A 20,291-nucleotide genomic window follows, 5' to 3' on the forward strand; every position below is an offset into this window, starting at 1 on the left:
GGCATATTCTCAGCTTTCAACTGAGAAAACCTCGAGTGTTTTCGCCCTGGCTATGCCGCCTTCGAATCATCCTTCCGACGGAAAGAACTGTCTTGCCTATCAACGTCCAAAAATCTCCCCGTACGCGGGGTCAGCAGCGAGGAAAGGCGGCGATCGCTCTCTCGGTCGTCACCGCCCTCGTCGCTGGCGGAATCCTCGCCGGGGCGAGCACCCCGGCCCTCGCTGCAGAAGGCAGCGTGACGGGTCGCGTCTATCGCGACTTCAACTCCAACGGCACCTTCGACTCCGGGAATGGTGCCGAGACCGGCATCGCGAACGACAAGGGTCTCGGTGGCATCACCGTGACTGCGACGGATGGGCACGACAAGACCTGGTCGGCCACCACGATCGCTGATGGAACGTATTCCATCCCCGTGAAGGACTCGTTCGGGTCGGCGCTCCGAGTGGAGTTCACGGGTGTGCCTGACGAGTACAAGCCCGCCAGCCACGGAACGGACAACGGCACGAGCGTGCAATTCGCCTCGGTCGGCGACAGCGATGTGGACTACGGAGTGAACGCTCCGGGCGACTTCTCGCAGGGCAACCCCCCGGTCGTCACGGCGATCCAGTACTCGGGGCTCAGCAACTCGGATGGCCTGTCGAGCACCCCGGCCATCGTTGCGCAGCCTTGGGGTACGAACTTCAACACGGGCACCCAGAGCCAGGCCGCGGGCGCCTACCCGAACCGGATCGTCCTCGCCACGGTTCCGGAGGTCGGAAGCACCTGGGGCTCCTCTTTCCAGGCCAGCACAGGCACTCTCTTCGCTGCCGCCACATACAAGCGTCACGCCGGTCTAGGCCCGAAGGGCCTCGGCGGCATCTACCGCGTCACGGGAGCTGTCAACGCCGACGGTAGCCTGGCGCCATCGCGGTCGGCGAGCGTCGACTCCTGGTTCGATGTGTCCACCGTCGTCAACGTGGGCTCCGTCCCCGCAGACGATGCACCCGCTTCTGCGGGAGGCCGCGGCCTGGGCGCGCCAAACAGCCCTGCTGTCGATGCGGACGCGTTCGCGCAGGCAGGAAAGGTCGGCATCGGCTCGATCGCCGTCAGCACAGACCAGAAGTCGCTGTACTTCGTGAACCTCTTCGACAAGAAGATCTACCAGCTCGACATCAGCAACCCCGACGCCGAGCCCACCCTCACGGGTAACACCGCAGGCATCGACCTCGGCCTCACCGCCGGACAGCGTCCCTGGGCACTGACCGTGCACCGCAACCAGCTCTTCGCCGGCTACGTCGACAGCGGCGAGCAGGTGTCGGTTCCGACGTCTGCCGCTGATGCAGACATGCAGCTCCACGTGAAGAGCGCTCCCGAGTCCAACCTCGCTGCGTGGACCACCGTGCTCAACGGGTCTCTCGGCTACGCCAAGGGCGACACGTTGAACAAGGCGAACGTCTCGGATGAGGAGAGAGCTCCGATTCTGCGTTGGAACTCCTGGGTCGACCAGTGGTCGGGTGCGTGGGGATCGGTCTCGCGCACGGCGTGGAACAGCCCCGTACAGGACTACCCGCAGCCGGTCCTCACCGATATCGATTTCGACACCGATGGCTACATGACGTTGGCTATGGCCGACCGCACGAGCATCCAGGGCGGAAACCGCAACTACAGCACGAACTCCGGCGACACCAAGTACTACCAGACCGTCGCATCCGGTGACCTTCTCGTCGCCGCTCCCACGGCAACGGGTTATGCGCTCGAGAGCAACGGCAAGGTCGGCGACCGACCGGCGTCCACTAACGCGGGCAACAACGAAGGGCCCGGCGGTGGCGAGTACTACGACGACATCCAGGGCCTCGGCCAGCCCGATCCCCAGTCCAAGAGCCACCACGAGGTCGCTCTCGGCGGCCTCGCCACCCTCGCCGGAGTCGACTCGATCGTGGCAACCACCTACGACCCCCTCAGCGATGTGCGCGTCACGGGGCTCAACTGGTTCCAGCCCTCGACGGGCGATGTGCTTCGCGGATACCAGCAGATCGCCGACGCGGGATCCAGCAGCACACCGAGTGCCTCGGGCACCTTCCAGAAGGGTGGCGGCCTCGCGGTTGTGCAGGCTCTCGCCCAGCTTGCCCCCGTGGAGATCGGAAACCGGGTCTGGTTCGACGCAGATCGGGATGGCATCCAGGATGCCGACGAGCCCGCTTTCGACGGAGTGACGGTCGAACTCGTGAATGCCGAGAACGAGGTCATCGGAACGACCACGACCAAGAACGGCGGGGAGTACTACTTCTCGACCACCGACCCGGCGCTCGAAGCCGCTGGCTTCGTTCCTGGCAGCGGAAACTACACGGTTCGTTTCGTGAAGCCCACGACCGGCAACGCCTTCACCGACGATGAGACGTTCGGCACGGTCAACTGGAGCGAGGTCAGGTTCACGACGCCCAATGTCGGACCCGATGACAGCATCGACTCCGATGCCCTTCCCAACGCAGACAACTCGTCGGCCACGATCGGGATCACGCTCGGCGGCCCGGGTGAGAACGACCACACCTACGATGCAGGTCTTGTAGCCGACGGCACCCTCGCCGTGGTGAAGAAGATCTCTGCCGTTGGAGGCGTCGCCCCGGCCGGAGCCACCTACACGGTCAACCTTGCCGCCACGGACTTCCGCGGCGACAAGCTCGACGTCGGCACTGACGCGAAGATCGTCGTCGACCCGACCGACGACGATGGCAAGACGGTGACCCTCCCGGTCGGCGCATCCGCAACGATCACCGAAGGCGACGACGCGCGGGTGAGGAACTACTCGGTGAGCCCGACGGGCGCCGTGAAGGTGACGGGAACGCGCGCTGCGCCGACCCTCATCACGGTCACGAACACCCTGGTCGCCGATGGCTACTTCGAGGTACTCAAGACGGTGACGGGCACGGCCTCCACATCGGTGTCTGCCGACCAGAAGTTCACGGTCAACTACACCTACCCCGGTTTGGCAGAGCCTAAGACGCTCGTTGTCACGGCCGGTAATAAGGCCAAGTCGGATGCGATCCCGTTCGGCACGGTCGTGACCGTCAGCGAGGCGATCCCCACCGGTGCGCCGGCGGACGTCAGCTGGCAGACACCGATCTGGACGATCGACGACGGCACCCCGGCCCCGGGCGCCTCGACCACACTGACCATCGGCGATGGATCGACGGTCGCCGTCGATCTGGAGAACCCGACGCTTCAGCTGGTCAATGGCTTCTCGGTGACGAAGCAGGTGACGGGTGACGCTGCAGCGTCCGTGCCCGACAATTTCGCCTTCACGGTGAACTACACGACGCCCGGCCAAGCTGCCAAGCAGCTCACGCTGACGAAGGCCGATTCGGTCAAGACCGTGTCAGGTCTTCCGCAAGGCACAGTGGTGACCCTCTCCGAGGTGGCACCGGGTGAAGCAGCTCCCGACGTGAAGTGGGGAACACCCGTCTGGTCCGGCCCCGGAGTCACTGCGAACGCCGATGGCACAGCGAGCTTCACGATCGGCGAGACCGCCGTTCAGGTCGTGCTCACGAACCCCACGGAGCTTCGTCTCGGGTTCTTCTCGATCACGAAGGACGTCACCGGCCCCGCCGAGGACACGCTGACCCCGGGCTTCACCTTCACCGGCACGTACCAGGCGGCGGGCGACACCGTGGCGACGCCGTTCTCCGTGACGAATGGCTCGACCTTCACCAGCCCGGCACTGCCGGCCGGTACGGTCGTGACGCTCACCGAGAACGCCCCGCAGGGCGGTCTGCCGGAGCTGTCTGGCTGGGCAAAGCCGATCTTCCTGGTCAACGGCCAGCCGATCGGAACAGACGGACCGGTCACGATCACGATCGGCGCGGACACCACCGTGGCAGTGACGCTCGAGAACCCCACGACGGTGACCCCGCAGGTCTCGATCGTCAAGGGTGATGTCGTCGCCGGTGTCTTCCACGACGCCGACACGATGGTCGACGGCGAGTTCTACCAGCCCGGTGAGACCCGCCAGATCAGCATCACGGCGACGAACACGGGAACCGACAGGCTGCGCCAGGTTGTGCTTCACGATGACACCATCTCGGGTGCAGACATCCAGTCGCTCGTCTGGGCCTTCCCCGACGGCAGCACGGCCGCGGCCAGCGTCGTCGATGGAGAGCTCACGGCTCGCTGGGACGCGACCTTCGCCCCGGGCACCGCAGAGTGGATGCCCGGCGCGACCATTACGGGAACGGCGACTCTGACGGTTGCCAACTCGGATGCAGCTGCGCATGTCGACCGCGTGACGGTGGATGCGACGGGATCCGCCACCGGAACCCCGGTCACCGACAACAACGTCTACAACGCCTACACGGCGGCCATCCAGGTGATCAAGTACGACGGATCGCTCGCCGACCCCGCCGTCAAGGATGCGGCCGGCAACTGGATCGTGCCGGCCAAGCCGCTCGCCTCTGCTGCGCAGGACGCGAACGACGCCGACCACGCCGTGACCTACCAGCCGGGCAAGGCCAAGCACGTGCGCTGGGTCGTCACCAACACCGGAAACACCTGGCTCACCGAGATCAACCTCGCCGACGCGACCCTGTCGGGTCCGAAGATCACGAACTGGACGAGCGATCTCAGCGCGTTCGGTGGATCGAGCTCGTACAGCTTCGTGAACGACGGAACCTGGCACGGCATGCTTCCCCCCGGAGCATCGTTCTTCTCGGACGGCACCCTGACTCTCGGTGAGAACGCGTCGCACGCCGACGACGTCACGGTGGTCGGAACGCCGATCGTTCCCGAGGTCGACGAGAACGGCAAGCCCACGGGCAAGCCCCAGCTCGACGAGAACGGCAAGCCTGTGCTGTCGCGCAACCCCGATGGAACGCCTCGCACGCTGATCGATCACGACCCGTTCCACGCGGTCACCCCGGCTGGGGCTGTGACGTCGGCACTTCCGAACACGGGTCTCGACCTCGGTTCGGGACTGCGGGTCGGTCTGCTGGCACTTCTGACAGCGATCGCGGGTCTCGGCGCCCTGCTGTTCGTGCGTCGGCGCCGGCGCCAGGAGTAGCCGAGGCCAGGAGTGACAGGCTTTCGTAGCTGAAAGCGGAGGGGCCCAGGGAACGCACGTTCCCTGGGCCCTTTGCCTTCGCCTACCGAAGAGAACCGACAAGCCCTTGCGGCTTCAGGATGCGCGAAGTCGAAGCCCCTGCGGCGTGGCTCCGAACCCGGCGGCCTCGAGTGCGCGGCCGATCTCGGTGCCCACGGCATAGTGCCCGTTGACCTTTTCTACGGTGAGCTTGGCGACGCGGCCGCTGATCACGGTCGCTGCGAGGCTCGCACTCGCGTTCGCGAGTTCGTCATCGTTCTGAGCGAACGAGAGCAGCGTCTTGCCTCCCCGTTCGACGTAGAGCACGAGCCGCCCGTCGACGAGCACCACAAGGGCACCGGCTTTGCGGCCGGGACGATGGCCCGTGCCTCCGGGCCAGGGCAGAGCGGCGCCATAGGCATTGGCCGGGTCTGTCGCGGCCAGCGTTACAGCCCTACCGGTCTCCGCTCTCTCGCCACCCTTCGCATCGTTCGTTCCATGACGCCGTTCGGCCATCGCTTCGGCCGTGAACGAGCGCAGGCGATCGATCGTGCCGCCGGTGGCGAATTGGGATGCGCCGAGCGTCTCGACGAAATATCCGCGACGGGCACGCCCGGTCTCTTCGAAGCCCGAGAGCAGTCGGTACGCGAGCGCGAAGCCACCTACGATGCGCTCGGCCATGACAGCACCCTTGGTGACCACCCCGTAGCGCTCGAGCAGCATGTCACCGAGCGCGTGCCCCCGAATCGTCGCATCGGTCTCGGGGGCGGGCAAGAGCGACCAGCGACCGCCGGCGGTGGGCGGACCGACCCGCGTGACCATGGTGGGCCGAGCATAGGAGCGACCCCGGTAGAGCCGTGATCGGGGTGCGCTGCGCTTGGTGCTGTGCGCGGTCTTGCCACCGCCGGTGAGCGAGCGGAGCGGGGCGAGTGTGTCGTTCGTGATGCGGCCCGCCCACACCAGATCCCACAACGCGGTCACCAGCTCTGCATCGTCGACGGCCGAGCCGAGGGCAGTGCTGACCGCGTCTGAGAGAGTGCGGAAGAAGAATGCGCCCCCGCCATCCAGAGCGCCGAGCACGGCATGCTGCAGCGTCGTCGGTTCGAGCGGTTCGGCGAGAGGAATCGTGAGAGGCGCGGTCTCGGCGAGATGCAGCGCGACCCAGCCGTCGTTGCCCGGCAGAGAGCCGGCCCCCGACCAGATGACCTCGCCCGTAGCCGTGAGCTCGTCGAGCATGGCGGGGCTGTACTCGCGCACGCGACTGGGCAGAATGAGGGTCTCCCAGGCGGAGGCGGGAATCGGCACCCCGGCGAGCTGGTCGATGACCGTGGCCACGCCGTCGATTCCGCGCAGGCTGCCGCCCACATGCTGCCACGACGGCAGGAAGCGCGCGAGGGTCGTCGTGTCGACGGGTTCGACCTCGTGTCTGAGGGCGGCGAGCGAGCGTCGCCGCAGTCGACGCAGCACCTCGACATCGCTCCACTCGGTTCGCGCAGCGCCCGGAGTGTCTGCGCCGAGCGGCCTGAACTCGCCTTCGAGTACGCGACGGGCGCTTTCGAGCCGGCGCAGCGCATCCAGAACGACGGCGGAGCCGAGGCCGTAGCGAGTCGCCGCCTCGGCCACGGTGAACGGCGCGTGAGTGCGCGCATAGCGGGCCACGAGATCGGCCACCGGGTCGGCGACGGGCTCGATGAACGCGTCGGGAACTCCATAGGGGATGGGGGTGCCTAGGGCGTCTCGCAGCCGACCGGCATCTTCGATGGCGGCCCAGCGCTGGTCGCCGGCAATGGTGACGATAAGGGCGCGACGCGCGTCGACAAGGCCGGCGAGCAGCTCGGATGCGTGGGGTGCGGCCTCGTCGACGAGCCTCGCCGTGACCTCGGCCAGAGACAGCGGGCCGAGTACTCGGATGAGATCGGCCACTCCCTCGACGTCGCGGGCCTTGCGCTCGGGGGCGAGTCGCTGCAGCTCGAGTTCGGTCTGAGCGATGACGCCGGGGTCGAGGAGCTCGCGCAGTTCGGCGCGCCCCAGCAGTTCTGACAGCAGCGTCGGATCGAGGGAGAGCGCGGCGGCTCGGCGCTCGGCCAAGGGGCTGTCGCCCTCGTAGACGAACGACGCGACGTAGCCGAACAGCAGCGACTTGGCGAACGGCGACGGGTCGTGCGTCTCGGCCTCGACCACTCGGATGCGACGCGCTTCGAGGTCGCGGGCGAGACCGATGAGTGCGGGCAGGTCGTAGACGTCTTGCAGGCACTCGCGGATGGTCTCGAGAATGATAGGGAAGGTGGGGAACTTCCGGGCGACGTCGAGCAGCTGAGCGCTGCGCTGACGCTGCTGCCAGAGCGGTGAACGCTTGCCCGGGTTCTGTCTGGGCAGAAGGAGAGCGCGCGCCGCATTCTCTCGAAAACGAGAGGCGAACAGTGCCGATCCACCGACTTCTTGGGTGACGATCTGCTCGAGCTCATCGGCCTCGAAGAGAAACAGCTCGGCGCCGGGAGGCTCGCTCTCGGTGTCGGGCAGCCGCAGAATGATGCCGTCGTCGTTGGCGACGGATGCGCCGTCGATGCCGAAGCGCTCGCGCAGGCGTGCTCCGATGGCCAGAGACCAGGGGGAGTGCACCTGCATGCCGAACGGCGAGTGCAGAATGACGCGCCAGTCACCCAGTTCATCGCGGAATCGCTCGATGACGAGCGTCTTATCGCTCGGTACGTGCCCGGTGGCCTCGCGCTGCTCTGTAACAAAGGTGACCAGGTTCGTGGCGGCGCGCTCGTCGAGTCCGGCGCTCGCGGTCATGCGCGCGGACTCCTTGTCATCTGCCCCTGCCAGCTTGCGCGTGAACTCGCCGATGGCCCGGCCGAGTTCGGCAGGGCGCCCCTGGCCGTCGCCGCGCCAGAACGGCAGACGGCCCGGCTCACCGAAGGCGGGCGTGACGAGTACGCGGTCGTGCGTGATCTCTTGAATTCGCCAGCTCGTGGCGCCCAGCGCGAAGACGTCGCCGACGCGCGACTCGTAGACCATCTCTTCGTCGAGCTCGCCCACACGGTTGCCGCCCTTGGCGGTGGATGCAGTACCAGAGGCCTGCTCTGTCGCCGCGCCGCCGACCATGAAGACCCCGAAGAGTCCGCGGTCGGGGATGGTGCCACCGCTCGTGACCGCCAGGCGCTGTGCACCGGGCCGGCCGGTGAGGGTTCCTTCGTCGCGATCCCACACGAGCCGGGGGCGCAGCTCGGCGAATTCGTCGGAGGGGTACCTGCCGGCGAGCAGATCGAGCGTCGCCTCGTAGGCCGAGCGGGGTAGACCCGCGAAGGGCGCGCTGCGCCGAACGGTGTCGAACCACTCCTCGACATCGATCGGCTCGAGTGCGCAGGCGGCCACGGTCTGCTGGGCCAAGATGTCGAGGGGGTTCGTGGGCACGGAGAGCGACTCGATGAGACCCTCTGTCATGCGCAGCGAGGCGACGGCGGAGTGCAGGAGGTCGGCCCGATGCTTGGGGTACAGGATGCCGCGAGATACCTCGCCGACCTGGTGCCCGGCGCGGCCGACGCGCTGCAGGCCGCTGGCGACGCTGGGTGGCGACTCGACCTGAACCACGAGGTCGACCGCGCCCATGTCGATGCCGAGTTCGAGGCTCGAGGTGGCGACCACGCAGCGTAGGCGGCCCGTCTTGAGGTCGTCTTCGATGACCGCCCGCTGCTCTTTCGAGACGGAGCCGTGGTGAGCCCTCGCGAGGATCGGCTCGTCGGCGCCGTCGCCCGCTCGGGCGCTGACACTTGCCGGGAGACCCTTCGTCTGGCCGGCCTGGCCCATGATCGCGGCGGGCGGGCGCTTCGCGGGAGCCTCGGTCGACTGTTCGAGCCGCTCGAGGTAGATCTCGTTGAGCCGGGCTGTGAGCCGCTCTGCCAGCCGGCGGGAGTTCGCGAACACGATCGACGAGCGATGGGCCAGGATGCGGTCGACGATGCTCTCTTCGACATGGGGCCAGATCGACCCCTGTCCTCCTCCGGAGCCGTCGTCCTCTCGGAGCGCCCCGGCGGCGCTGCCCTCGCGCTCACCGGCCGAGGGCAACGCGGTCATGTCGTCGACGGGAACGACGACCCGCAGATCGAACTTCTTGGTCGAGGTGGGCGCCACGATCGTGACGGGGCGTCCGCCGGCGAGAAAGCGAGCCACTTCTTCGCGCGGGCGCACAGTAGCCGAGAGTCCGATGCGTTGCGCCGGCTTCTCGAGGAGCCCGTCGAGTCGCTCGAGCGAGACCGCGAGGTGCGCGCCGCGCTTGGTGGCCGCGACGGCGTGCACCTCGTCGATGATGACCGTCTCGACCATCGAGAGTGACTCGCGCGCCGCCGAGGTGAGCATAAGAAAGAGCGACTCGGGAGTGGTGATGAGAATGTCGGGAGGGTTCTTCGACTGGTTGCGACGGTCTGCCTGCGTGGTGTCGCCGCTGCGCACCCCCACCTGGATGTTCGGTGGCTCGGTGCCGAGACGCTTCGCTGTCTGTGTGATGCCGACCAGCGGAGAGCGCAGATTGCGCTCGACGTCGACCGCCAACGCTTTAAGAGGAGAGATGTAGAGCACGCGAACCCCGGCCTTCGCAGGCGGAGGCTCGGAGGTGAGTCTGTCGATCGACCAGAGGAATGCCGAGAGCGTCTTGCCCGAACCGGTCGGAGCGACCACCAGAGCGTTCGACCCTGATGACACGGCCTCCCATGCTCCGAGCTGTGCGGGTGTTGGCGCGCTGAATGCCCCGCGGAACCATTGCTGAGTCGCGGGGGAGAATCTGTCGAGCACATCGCCCATAGGGTCCATCCTCACGCATACCGCCGACAGTGTGTCCTGCGGTGCCGACGGCTGGCCACGTGGGGTAAGAATGGACTATGAGCGTGAGAACTCCAGACCCCGATCCCGAGTGGACCCCCGAGGGCAGCAACATCCCGCCCACACCGTCGCAGAACTCGAATCCAGGCTGGCTCAGCGACGTCGAACTCGCCGAGATCAGACGGCGTCTGCCTCTGCTCTACGTCGAGGCGGTTCCTGTGCGGGTCGACGGTCTTGGTCAGGTGACCGAGGTGGGCATGCTGCTTCGGGCCACGCCAACGGGGTCGATCACGCGCACGCTGGTCTCCGGCCGGGTCATGTACGGCGAAACTCTTCGAGATGCGCTCTTCCGCCACCTCGAGAAGGACCTCGGGCCGATGGCGTTCCCGCAGTTGCCCGCCAGTCCGATTCCGTTCTCGGTCGCCGAGTACTTTCCGCTTCCGGGCGTCACCCAGTTCTACGATGAGCGCCAGCACGCGGTCTCGCTTGCCTACGTCGTGCCGGTCACGGGAACGTGCGAGCCGCGGCAGGATGCCCTGGAGGTCACGTGGATGTCTCCGCAGGAAGCTGCGTCTGATGAGCTCTCTGCCGAGTTCGAGGGCGGCCGCGGTTCGCTGCTGCGCGCGGCGCTCGCCTCGGTCGGCCGCCTGATCTAGCCTTCGCCCGAATCAGCGGCCACCGGCCGTGCCCGGCGCATCCGACTGCAGAAAGCGATACCGGATGCCGCGGAGCAGGTGCTCGGCGGCTCCGCGATCGGGCGCGTCCGGCAGCACGCTGGGCATGGATGCGACAGTCTCGAGGCGCTCGCGAACGAGCTCGTGCAGCCGGTCATCGCTCAGCACGGGAAGGTCGTTGAGGTAGAAGTGCGGATCGGCGACCGCGACAGCGACGCGGCCGGTCGACAGCAGCGCCTGCGCCTGCTCGAGCAGGCGGATCGTGTGCCGGATTCCCTTATGAACGCGCCGATCGAGACCGACATTGCCGTGTTCTATCGAGGACTTGCGAGAGCAGGCCCTCTTCCACTGCGCCTTCGCGTAGCCGAGGTAGGCATCCCGCACGCTGTCGGTGCCGAGGAACGACTCCCTGATAGCGATGAGTTCGCGACCCGAATCGGTGACGACGTCGTATTCGTCGAGCCAGAGCACCTCGAGGGCCGCCGGATTCGACGTCAACGCGAGGCGCAGGAACTTCTCGATCTCGTGCAGCGCGCTGTCGGGATCGTGGGTCACCACCGAATCGTTCGGACGGTCGAATGTGAACAGAGCATCGGTCGGATGAGCGAACACACCCGACAGGTCGCGATCGCTCTCCGTCGACGCCAGACCGTGCGCCGTCGACCCGACCGCACCGAGCAGCAGAACGTTCTCGGGCGCGATCATGAAGCATCCTGTCGTCGGAGTTGAGTATGCAGCCAGTGCAGAGCCGACGCCCGGTCATCGATCACACCCTCGTCTTGTGCTTCGACGGAGGCCGCGAGCAGCACGGAGAATCGTGCTCCGGGCCGGAGGCCTGCATCGATCAGGTCGCGGCCAGTCACTAGCGGAGCCGTCGGTGTGCCGCCATAGCGCCTGGCAGCCTCGACCCAGGCGGCTGCCCTGCTCGGGATCGCGCTGACGCCGCGGCCCGCGCAGTCTGCGTCGACGACGCGCGCCCACTGGTCAATCGTCGGACCGGTGCCGTGCGCGCCCGCAAGGCGGCGCATGAGTCGGCGAACAGCGGATGCGCTCGGCCCGTTTTCGCCGACGCTCATGGCGACCATGTGCTCGCGAACGAGGGGACCCACGGCGCGCACGAGTTCCGCGGGCGCGCCGATGCGTCGTAGGAGCGCCATGGCCGGCTCGACGCCCGCCGTTTCGTGCCCGCGCGAGGTGATTCGCGCATCCGATTCGCTTGAAGCGGGCTCGATGACGGTTGTCGTCACCTTGCTGAGGTCGTGCAGCAGCGCGGCGGCCACGCACAACCGCCGATCCTGGGCCGAGAGGTCGTCGCGAACCGCGAAAGCGGCGGCCGCGTCGGCTGCGAGGCCCAGATGGGTCCACACATCGCCCTCGGCGTGCCAGCGCGCGTCTTGGGGAATGCCCTGCGTCGCGGCGAGTTCGGGCACGAGCGAGTCCCAGGTGGTTTTGCGGAGAATCGTCAGGGCGGCGCTCAGGTACACGCCCCCGGTGAGGATGCGCTCGAATTCGTTCCACACGCGTTCGACGGGCAGCGATGCCGCGCGCGGTTCGAGCGACCGCGCAAGCTCGACCGTCTCGGGCGCGACTTCGAAGCCGAGAAGGGCCACGAAACGCACAAGCCTCAGCACGCGCAGCGGGTCATCGGCGAAGCGATCGGAGACATGACGCAGCACGCCGTCCTCGAGGTCGCGGAGGCCACCGACCGGGTTGTGGAGTTCGGCGCTCGCGGGATCCCAGGCGAGCGCATTGATCGTGAGGTCACGTCTGGCGGCCGATGCAGACAGGTCGAGCTCGCCGGGCAGATCGCTGTGCGCGATCGTGAACTCGTAATCGCTTGCCTCGATGCGCACGACGTGGGTCTCGAAAGCGACACCCCGGGAGTGCACGGAGAACTCCTGGCCCAGTGCCGAGATCAGCTGCTCGGGGCTCGACGCGCCGTGCAGCTCGAGGTCGATATCCGAACTACGCAGAGCAGCCGCGTCGTCGTCGTGGCGCCGGAGGAGGGCATCGCGCACGGCTCCTCCCACGATCAGGGGCACCGCTCCATTCGCGCGGCAGGCGGCGACAAAGCGGTCTAGGCCGGTGGGAATGGCGATCAGCCCGGGGATGACGGTGGACATTGTGTCTGATCTCTTCTCGACTGTCGAAGGGTGCACCCGCCGGAAGGCAAGTTGACCAGACTACACACCCCGCGTTCCCGAACGCACGAACGGGCGGAGATTCCACAGCACCGCGGCTCAGAGAGCGTCGGTGTGCAGGAATCTCCGCCCGTTCAGGCGAAGCGTGGGCTGCTAGCCCTGGGCGCGGCGTCCCTGGCGACGAGCGCCGGCTCCGCCATTGCCACCGGATGCGGCGGCGCCGGCAGCGTAGCCACCCTGTCCGCCGGTCGACGTCGAGTACGTGCGCGAGGAGCCTCCAGCGGGAGCCGCCGAGCGACCTCCACCTGAGCCGCCGCGACGAGCTCCACTCGCCGACGCCGGGGCGCCTGCAGCAGCGGGGCGACCCGAGCGGTCACGACGGGGACGACCCTCGCCGCCACCGGCCGACGGCGAACCGTCGCGCTGGGCGCGCTTGCGCTGAGCGTTGGCTCCCTGCGATCCGCCCTGGCGGCGCGGGGTTCCCTGAACCTGGACGGCGGCGCGGGGAGCGGGCTTGACCCACTCGGCCAGCTCGCCGACCAGCTCGGTGACTGCGGGGGAGTTGGCGGTGACGCGCTGCGGGGTGACCTGGATGGCCGCCTTGCGCAGCAGATCTGCCGTGTCCTTCTTCTGCGTCGGCAGCATCACGGTGACGACGTCTCCGGCGCTTCCGGCGCGAGCCGTACGACCCGAGCGGTGCAGGTACGCCTTGTGCTCGGCCGGCGGGTCGACGTGGATGACGAGCTCGATGTCGTCGACGTGCACGCCGCGGGCTGCGACGTCGGTGGCGACGAGGACCTTCACGTCACCGGCGCTGAACGCGGCGAGGTTGCGGTCACGAGCGACCTGCGAGAGGTTACCGTGCAGATCGACGGCCGGGATTCCGGCGTCGATCAGCTGGCGGGCCAGCTTCTTGGCGTGGTGCTTGGTGCGCATGAACAGGATGCGGCGGCCGGTGCCCGAAGCGAGCTTCTGAACGAGCTCGGTCTTCGCGGTGGCGCCGTCGACCTCGAACACGTGGTGCGTCATGAGCTCGACGTGGCTGGTGGCCTCGTCGACCGAGTGCAGCACCTCGTTCTGCAGGAACTTGCGAACCAGCTTGTCTACGCCGTTGTCGAGCGTGGCCGAGAACAGCAGGCGCTGTCCGCCACGAGGGGTCTTGTCGAGGATGCGCGTGACGACGGGCAGGAAGCCCAGGTCGGCCATGTGGTCGGCCTCGTCGAGCACGGTGATCTCGATCGCGTCGAGCGACACGAAACCCTGCTTCATGAGGTCTTCGAGGCGGCCGGGGCAGGCGACGATGATGTCGACGCCGGCCTTGAGCGCGGCGACCTGGCGCTGCTGCGAGACGCCGCCGAAGATGGTGGTCGACTTCAGGCCGTAGGCGTCGGCCAGGGGCTGAAGCACGGCGGAGATCTGCGTTGCGAGTTCGCGGGTCGGAGCAAGGACCAGTCCGAGCGGACGACCGGAACGGCGCTGGCCACCGGAGAGCGCACCGCCGAGGCGGGCGACCATCGGGATGGAGAAGGCGAGAGTCTTGCCCGAGCCCGTCTTTCCGCGACCGAGGACGTCGCGTCCGGCCAGGGTGTCGGGAAGGGTGTCGAGCTGAATGGGGAACGGCTCGGTGATTCCGGCGTTCGTCAGTGCGGCGACGACGGGCGCGGGAACGCCGAGCGAGGAGAAGGTGGGTGTTGACATAGCTGTTTCGGTGCCTTTCAGGCATCGGATCCGCAGCGTGACTCGGCGGCATCGCACAGAGCTTCTGTTTCGCACAGACTCTCTCGGCAATGCCGCGACTGTGCGGAAATGATGGCGAAGGTGCCAGTAGGCACTTCCGTTCGCCGTGAGAAAGTTTTCGCGAATTTCAGGCACGAGGCCCGAACCGCAAGGTGCGTTCTACGACGCAGGGAGCGCACGATCGCGCTCGCAAGTGATTACAGCCTAGCGCACATACAGCTCGCCGACCGGGATGTTGCCGGATACACGGTTTCCGAGCGGTGCCAGCGGGCAGGCCCACGCCGGGTCGTAGGCGCACGACGGGTTGTAGGCGAAGTTGAAGTCGAGAACCAGAGAGCCGGGTGTGCCGCCGGTGCCGAGGTGTGCGCCCTTGATCGAATCGATGAGGTAGCGGCCACCGCCGTACGTTCCACCCGTCGTGCCTGCGAGACCGTCGCGCACGGGAATGAAGAGGCCACCGCCGTACGAGCGCAGGCGCCACACGTCGAGACGGCCCAACTCCGGAATACTCGCATGGCCGACCAGCTCGAAGGGCACGACGCCGTCGGTGCCGGTCTCGAAGTCGAAGCCGCCCGGCGCATCCGGGGCCGTGATCTCGACCTCGAATCGCCAGGCCGGGTCGTAGGGCGCGACGGGCAGGCCCGTGAAGCCGGGGCGGTCGTCAGCCAGTAGGGGGGTCTGCGGATGCGTGCGGAACAGTTCGTCGCGGCCGTCGCGCCAGACGCCGTGCGCGGCTTCAGGATTGACGAGGGACAGCACGCGCACCTCGTCGTAGAGCGCGAAGACGCGCTGACGCCAATCGGCGACCTGGATGGCTGATTCGGCTCTCGTCACGAGATCAGGCTACGCGGCGATGTCGGGGTCGACGCCTTCGACGCCCGAATCGGGGGTGGGCTCGGGATCGAATGCCCAGCTCGGGGCGAGCTGGCGCAGTCGCGCGCCCCTCCACTGCCAGAACACCCACATTCCATACCAAGCGGCGGGGGTCAACGCCCCGGCTCCGATGATGAGCCGGTCTCGGTACAGCGTCTTGCCGGTGCCCGCTGGATCGGGCGAGATCGCCATCTGGTGATCCCAGGTGGTGGGGATGGCGACGGCACCAGAGACTCCCCGCCCGGAGTCGCGGACGATGCGCACCCCGTCTGGTCGTTCGAGAAACGAGAGCCTGATGATCTGCTTGCCGAGGGGGATCAGACCGCCGCCCTCGATCTCGACCGGGTGCTGACCCTGCTGCCAGATCGTGGGGAACCCGTCGGCGCTGAGCGAGCGGATCTTGAGAAACGGACTCGACACCTCGCGAAAGACGGCGGGGCTCCGGATAGCCCGCCACGCGGCATCCGGATCTGTGTCGAGCACGAATTTCAGCAGAACTCTCATGGTGGCCTCCACTGCCTAAGTCTGGGCGGTGGAGGAAACTTTCGACAAGTCGTACTCTGTGCCATTGCACACGTGCTCAATACGTCGTAATGCAATTGGCCTTTCGGGCAGTGAGGTGCCAGCGTTGATTCCATGACCCAGAGCCTTCCCGTCCTCGACTTCTCCCGCCTCGATGCCTCCCCCGAAGAGGCTGCTGGATTCCGTGAGGATCTGCGTCGCGCTACGCACGATTACGGCTTTTTCTATCTCACCGGTCACGGCGTTCCCGAGTCGTTGGTGAGTGGCATCCTCGAGACCTCGCGGCGCTTCTTCGAGCTTCCTGAAGCCGACAAGCTGTCGATCGAGAACGTGCTGAGCCCCCAGTTCCGCGGTTACACCCGCGTCGGCGGTGAGCTCACGCAGGGAAAGGTCGACTGGCGCGAGCAGATCGACATCGGAAGCGAGCGCGAGTCCGTCGAACGCGGCGAGGGCGTGCCCGACTATTGGCGGCTCGAGGGGCCGAACCTGTGGCCTGAAGCTCTGCCCGAACTGCAGGACGTCGTCACCCGATGGCACGACGAGTTGTCAGCCATCAGCATCCGGCTTCTTCAGGCGTGGGCCCAGTCGCTGGGAGCAGACCCGCATGTCTTCGACGCCGCGTTCGCCGAGCGCCCGTCGACGCTGATCAAGATCGTGCGCTATCCCGGAAAGAGCGACCCGACTCCGAAGCAGGGCGTCGGGGCGCATCGTGACGGGGGTGCCCTCACGCTGCTGCTCGTCGAACCCGGGAAGGGTGGCCTGCAGGTCGCCTACGGAGACGAGTGGATCGACGCGCCTCCGGTGCCCGGCGCCTTCGTCGTGAACATCGGAGAGCTGCTCGAGTACGCCACGAACGGCTATCTGAAGGCGACCGTGCACCGCGTGATCTCACCGTCGATCGGCAGCGACCGCATCTCGATTCCGTTCTTCTTCAACCCGGCGCTGGATGCGTCGATCCCGTCGATCCCGCTGCCTGCGGCTCTGCAGTCTGAAGCGACAGGAATCACGCCCGATCCCGACGATAGCCCGATTCTGCGGGTCTACGGAGAGAACGTGCTGCGCTACCGGCTGCGCGCCCACCCTGACGTCGCGGCTATCCATCACGCGGATCTGCTCTAGCACTGTTGGTCGAGACGCACGCAAGAGGGGCCCGTCGCTTGTCGCGACGGGCCCCTCTTCGTGTATCTGATCAGTAGGTGCTGGTGCCGACCATCGACGCGGCAGCCGTGAAGGAGATGATCGAGACGATGATGCCGAGAACGAACAGGATCGCTCCCACGATGATGCCGATCTTTGCGGGCGTGTTCTTGAAGCCGGCGGCCTTCGACTGCTGCAGGGCCACGATGCTGATGATGAGGCCGATCAGGTTGAAGACGATCGCCAGCACGAGGCCGACGATGCCGAGGGTCTTTCCCGGGTAGTCGGTGCCGGGCGTCGGGGTCTGGAGGTTGCTCACGGTGCGTCCTTTGATCGTGTTGAGATACGTGGTTTGGGACAGAGGCGTGAGGCTTGCACGAATGCACCGCATCGCCGTTGTCCCCATCTTTCTAGTGGAGGCAGGCTCTGGTCGTCAATCGGCATCGTCGGATTGCTCTCCATGAGCTTTCCGAATACCCACTCGAGTCGGTCTCCGCAACGGCCAATCGACTCCGCTACATTCGAGCAATGACACGAGCCGACATGCGTTCGCCGGGCAGGCGACCCAACACCGCGCCGCGAATCCGCTCGACGCTCGGCAGGGTGCCCAACAGGCGAGCCGAGGAAGATCGTGTGCCCCAGCGGCGCATCCGATTCAATCCCTTTCTCATCGGCCTGCTGGGGGCGCTCGGCGCCTGCGTGGGGCTCGGGGTATGGGGGGCCCTCGGCTCGCTGTCGACCGTATTCGTCTACATCGGCATCGCATTCTTCATCGCGCTGGCCCTCGAACCCCTGATGAAGCTGGCCGAGCGGCACAACATCCGGCGTTGGGTGGCATCCCTGGCCGTGGCCCTGCTGGCGCTCGCGGTCATCGGAGGCGTGGCTCTGGCCGTCGTGCCGAACCTCGTGCGCCAGGTGAACTACCTGATCACTCATGCGAGCGAGCTGACCGATCGACTCCTCTCCCAGCCGTGGGTGACCTGGATCAGCGAGCAGCTGGGCACATCGCTCGACCTCGACTCGATCATCAAAGATGTCACCTCGTTCCTCTCCGACCCCGACAAGCTGCTCTCGATCGGCGGCGGGCTTCTCTCGGTCGGATCGGGGGTCTTCGAGGGGGTGACCGCCGTCATCGTCGTGACCGTGCTCACGATCTACCTGACCCTCACACTGCGCGGTGTCATGGCGACCGTCTATCAGGCCGTGCCCAAGTCCCGACGAGCCGGCTTCATCGAGATCACCGAGGAGATCCTCGAGTCGGTCGGCAAGTACGTTGCAGGCCAGTTCGTGCTGGCGCTGGCCAACGCCACGATCACGCTGATCCTTGTCACGATCGTGGGCGGTCCAGCGCCGCTGCTGCTCGCCCTGGTCGCTTTCGTCTGTGCTCTCATCCCGGTGGTCGGTCCGATTCTGGGGGTGTCGATCGGTGCCGTCTCTGTTCTGACCGTCAATCCGATCGGTGCCCTGATCTTCGCGATCATCATGCTCGTCTACCTTCAGGTCGAGGCCTACGTACTCACGCCGCGGGTCATGGCAAAGGCCGTCGCCGTGCCGGGGGTTCTCGTGATCGTGGCGGCCATCGGCGGCGCGGCCCTTGGCGGCATCCTCGGCGCTCTGGTCGCGGTTCCCGTGGTTGCTGCGGGCATCCTGATCTTCCAGCGCGTGATCCGCCCGATCCAGGACGCCAGATAGCCCCGAAGGCGTAGCGTGGCTGCAGGAGGTTTCATCATGAAAGCAGTCGTCAACGGCACCGTCATCGCCGAGGCACCCAAGGAAGATCTGATCGCGATCGAAGGGAACTGGTACTTTCCCCCGTCGAGCGTGAATTTCGATCTGCTCACACCCACCGATACGCCGTACACCTGCCCGTGGAAGGGCGAGTGCCAGTACTTCAGCGTGCGAGACAGCGGCGTGAGTCTCAAAGACCGCGCGTGGAGCTATCCCAAGCCGTATCCCGCGTCGTTCGACCGCGTGGGCCAGGACTACAGCAACTATGTGGCGTTCTGGAAAGAAGTCCAGGTCACCGAGTAGCTGCGGCTGAAAATCGTGGCATATTGACCGGCCGGGCAGAGATGCCCGGCCGGCACTGTCAGTAGCGTCGACTGCATGAGTGAACTTCTGCAGCTGCCCACGGGAAACACCGCGCTTCGCGCACTCGACTGGGTGCAGCGCACCGCGGAACTCTCGATCGCCAACCACAGTGTTCGCACCTTTCTGCATGCCCGTGTCGTGGCCGCATCCGATGGTCTCGTATCGGGTCAGGACTACGACGCCGAGCTGCTCTTTCTCGCCTGCGTGCTGCACGACATCGGAACGACCGACGAGGCCGACGGCGATCTGCGCTTCGAGGTCGATGGGGCAGACGCCGCGGCCCGCTTTCTCACGGCCCAAGGACTGCAGCCGGCCGAGACCGATCTCGTATGGGAAGCGATCGCTCTGCACACGTCTCCGCAGATCGCCGAGCGGCGCGGTCCCGTCACACGGCTCACCCGACTGGGCGTTCGTGGAGACTTCGGGCTGGAGACGGTCACCGAGAGCGAGCGACGGCTCATAGAGGATGCCTATCCGCGCCTCGACGTGGAGAAGCATCTCGGCGACGCGGTACTCGAGCAGGCGCTGCGCAAGCCGGAGAAGGCTCCCCGCAACTCCTGGCCAGCGAGCCTGGTGCGCGCACACCACGACGACCCGCACAACACCGGAGTCAGCGAGGCGTTCTGATCGTCGTTCCCCAACCGCGGATAGTGTTGTTCTCATGACCAAGCACATCGGCATCCTGCTTTTCGACGGCGTTGAAGAACTCGATGCGGTGGGCCCCTGGGAGGTGCTCTCGTGGTGGACCCGGACGAGCCCTGACGACGGGTACGACGTGTTTCTGCTGGCCGACTCGCTCGAACCGGTGAACTGCGCCAAGGGCATGCGTATTTTGCCCGACGTGACACTGGATGCCGCGCCGCCTCTCGACGTGCTCATCTACCCGGGCGGCCGCGGCACCCGCGGGCATCTGCTCGACGAGCAGCGGCTCGAGTGGGTGCGCGAGCAACGCGAGACCGTACCTCTGATGACGAGCGTGTGCACCGGTTCGCTCGTCTTCGCCGCCGCGGGCATCCTGCGAGACCGAGCGGCGACGACGCATTGGGGGTCTCTCGATCGGCTCGGCGAGCTCGACACGAGCATCGAGGTGCGGCCCCACGACCGCTTCGTCGACGACGGCGACGTGATCACAGCGGCCGGCGTCTCTGCGGGCATCGACATGGCTCTGCATCTCGTCGCACGCCTTGCGGGAGTCGACCGCGCTCGCGAGGTGCGCCGCGGCATCCAGTACGACCCGCAACCGCCCGTGTGAC

At 66.8% G+C, this 20,291-nt stretch carries 14 protein-coding genes; 7 read left to right on the plus strand and 7 right to left on the minus strand.

Annotated features, from left to right (window positions below; all coding sequences use genetic code 11):
• Positions 1 to 92 precede the first annotated feature (92 nt).
• Positions 93 to 5,030: a DUF5979 domain-containing protein gene (locus tag B9Y86_RS08240; protein WP_085484812.1), complete on the plus strand. Its 4,938-nt coding sequence runs from the start codon at positions 93 to 95 to the stop codon at positions 5,028 to 5,030.
• Between the two features lie 114 nt (positions 5,031 to 5,144).
• On the opposite strand, the gene B9Y86_RS08245 is transcribed toward B9Y86_RS08240, so the two are convergent.
• The gene (locus tag B9Y86_RS08245) at positions 5,145 to 9,845 is read right to left on the minus strand and encodes an ATP-dependent helicase (protein WP_085484813.1); all 4,701 of its coding nucleotides are present in this window, start codon (positions 9,843 to 9,845) and stop codon (positions 5,145 to 5,147) included.
• A 77-nt stretch (positions 9,846 to 9,922) separates the two neighbouring features.
• On the opposite strand from B9Y86_RS08245, the gene B9Y86_RS08250 reads away from it, so the two are divergent.
• Entirely contained in the window at positions 9,923 to 10,519 is a 597-nt protein-coding gene (locus tag B9Y86_RS08250) for an NUDIX hydrolase family protein (RefSeq protein WP_085484814.1), read from the plus strand.
• Between the two features lie 12 nt (positions 10,520 to 10,531).
• Here B9Y86_RS08250 and B9Y86_RS08255 read toward each other — a convergent pair whose 3' ends face one another.
• The 5 genes from B9Y86_RS08255 to B9Y86_RS08275 all read right to left on the minus strand — a co-directional run bounded on the left by B9Y86_RS08255 (position 10,532) and on the right by B9Y86_RS08275 (position 15,792).
• Complete coding sequence (locus B9Y86_RS08255) at positions 10,532 to 11,242, minus strand: nucleotidyltransferase domain-containing protein (protein WP_085484816.1); 711 nt, start codon at positions 11,240 to 11,242, stop codon at positions 10,532 to 10,534.
• Positions 11,239 to 12,660 carry a CCA tRNA nucleotidyltransferase gene (locus B9Y86_RS08260; RefSeq protein WP_085484818.1) on the minus strand — a complete coding sequence of 474 codons (1,422 nt, stop codon included), beginning with the start codon at positions 12,658 to 12,660 and terminating at the stop codon, positions 11,239 to 11,241. Before B9Y86_RS08260 ends, B9Y86_RS08255 begins: the two co-directional genes overlap by 4 nt.
• A 171-nt stretch (positions 12,661 to 12,831) precedes the next feature.
• The gene (locus B9Y86_RS08265) at positions 12,832 to 14,376 is read right to left on the minus strand and encodes a DEAD/DEAH box helicase (protein WP_085484820.1); all 1,545 of its coding nucleotides are present in this window, start codon (positions 14,374 to 14,376) and stop codon (positions 12,832 to 12,834) included.
• A 243-nt stretch (positions 14,377 to 14,619) separates the two neighbouring features.
• The gene (locus tag B9Y86_RS08270) at positions 14,620 to 15,249 is read right to left on the minus strand and encodes a DUF1684 domain-containing protein (RefSeq protein WP_217809186.1); all 630 of its coding nucleotides are present in this window, start codon (positions 15,247 to 15,249) and stop codon (positions 14,620 to 14,622) included.
• 9 nt (positions 15,250 to 15,258) lie between these two features.
• Positions 15,259 to 15,792, minus strand: a complete 534-nt coding sequence (locus B9Y86_RS08275; protein ID WP_085485359.1) for a hypothetical protein — start codon at positions 15,790 to 15,792, stop codon at positions 15,259 to 15,261.
• 132 nt (positions 15,793 to 15,924) lie between these two features.
• On the opposite strand from B9Y86_RS08275, the gene B9Y86_RS08280 reads away from it, so the two are divergent.
• Positions 15,925 to 16,929, plus strand: a complete 1,005-nt coding sequence (locus B9Y86_RS08280) for an isopenicillin N synthase family dioxygenase (protein WP_085484822.1) — start codon at positions 15,925 to 15,927, stop codon at positions 16,927 to 16,929.
• A gap of 70 nt (positions 16,930 to 16,999) precedes the next feature.
• Here the strand turns inward: B9Y86_RS08280 and B9Y86_RS08285 are convergent, their stop codons facing one another.
• Positions 17,000 to 17,266 (minus strand): hypothetical protein, encoded by a 267-nt coding sequence (locus B9Y86_RS08285; RefSeq protein ID WP_139824819.1) that lies wholly within the window; start codon positions 17,264 to 17,266, stop codon positions 17,000 to 17,002.
• A 209-nt stretch (positions 17,267 to 17,475) separates the two neighbouring features.
• On the opposite strand from B9Y86_RS08285, the gene B9Y86_RS08290 reads away from it, so the two are divergent.
• The 4 genes from B9Y86_RS08290 (at position 17,476) to B9Y86_RS08305 (ending at position 20,290) form a co-directional block, all read left to right on the plus strand.
• The gene (locus B9Y86_RS08290; protein ID WP_085484826.1) at positions 17,476 to 18,639 is read left to right on the plus strand and encodes an AI-2E family transporter; all 1,164 of its coding nucleotides are present in this window, start codon (positions 17,476 to 17,478) and stop codon (positions 18,637 to 18,639) included.
• A 36-nt stretch (positions 18,640 to 18,675) separates the two neighbouring features.
• Positions 18,676 to 18,978: a DUF427 domain-containing protein gene (locus B9Y86_RS08295; RefSeq protein ID WP_085485361.1), complete on the plus strand. Its 303-nt coding sequence runs from the start codon at positions 18,676 to 18,678 to the stop codon at positions 18,976 to 18,978.
• A gap of 75 nt (positions 18,979 to 19,053) precedes the next feature.
• Complete coding sequence (locus B9Y86_RS08300) at positions 19,054 to 19,665, plus strand: HD domain-containing protein (RefSeq protein ID WP_085484828.1); 612 nt, start codon at positions 19,054 to 19,056, stop codon at positions 19,663 to 19,665.
• Positions 19,666 to 19,699: 34 nt separating this feature from the next.
• The gene (locus tag B9Y86_RS08305; protein ID WP_085484830.1) at positions 19,700 to 20,290 is read left to right on the plus strand and encodes a DJ-1/PfpI family protein; all 591 of its coding nucleotides are present in this window, start codon (positions 19,700 to 19,702) and stop codon (positions 20,288 to 20,290) included.
• The last annotated feature ends 1 nt before the right edge of the window (position 20,291 follow it).

The sequence above is a fragment of the Agreia pratensis genome (assembly GCF_900177685.1).
GTDB classification, from domain to species: domain Bacteria; phylum Actinomycetota; class Actinomycetes; order Actinomycetales; family Microbacteriaceae; genus Agreia; species Agreia pratensis.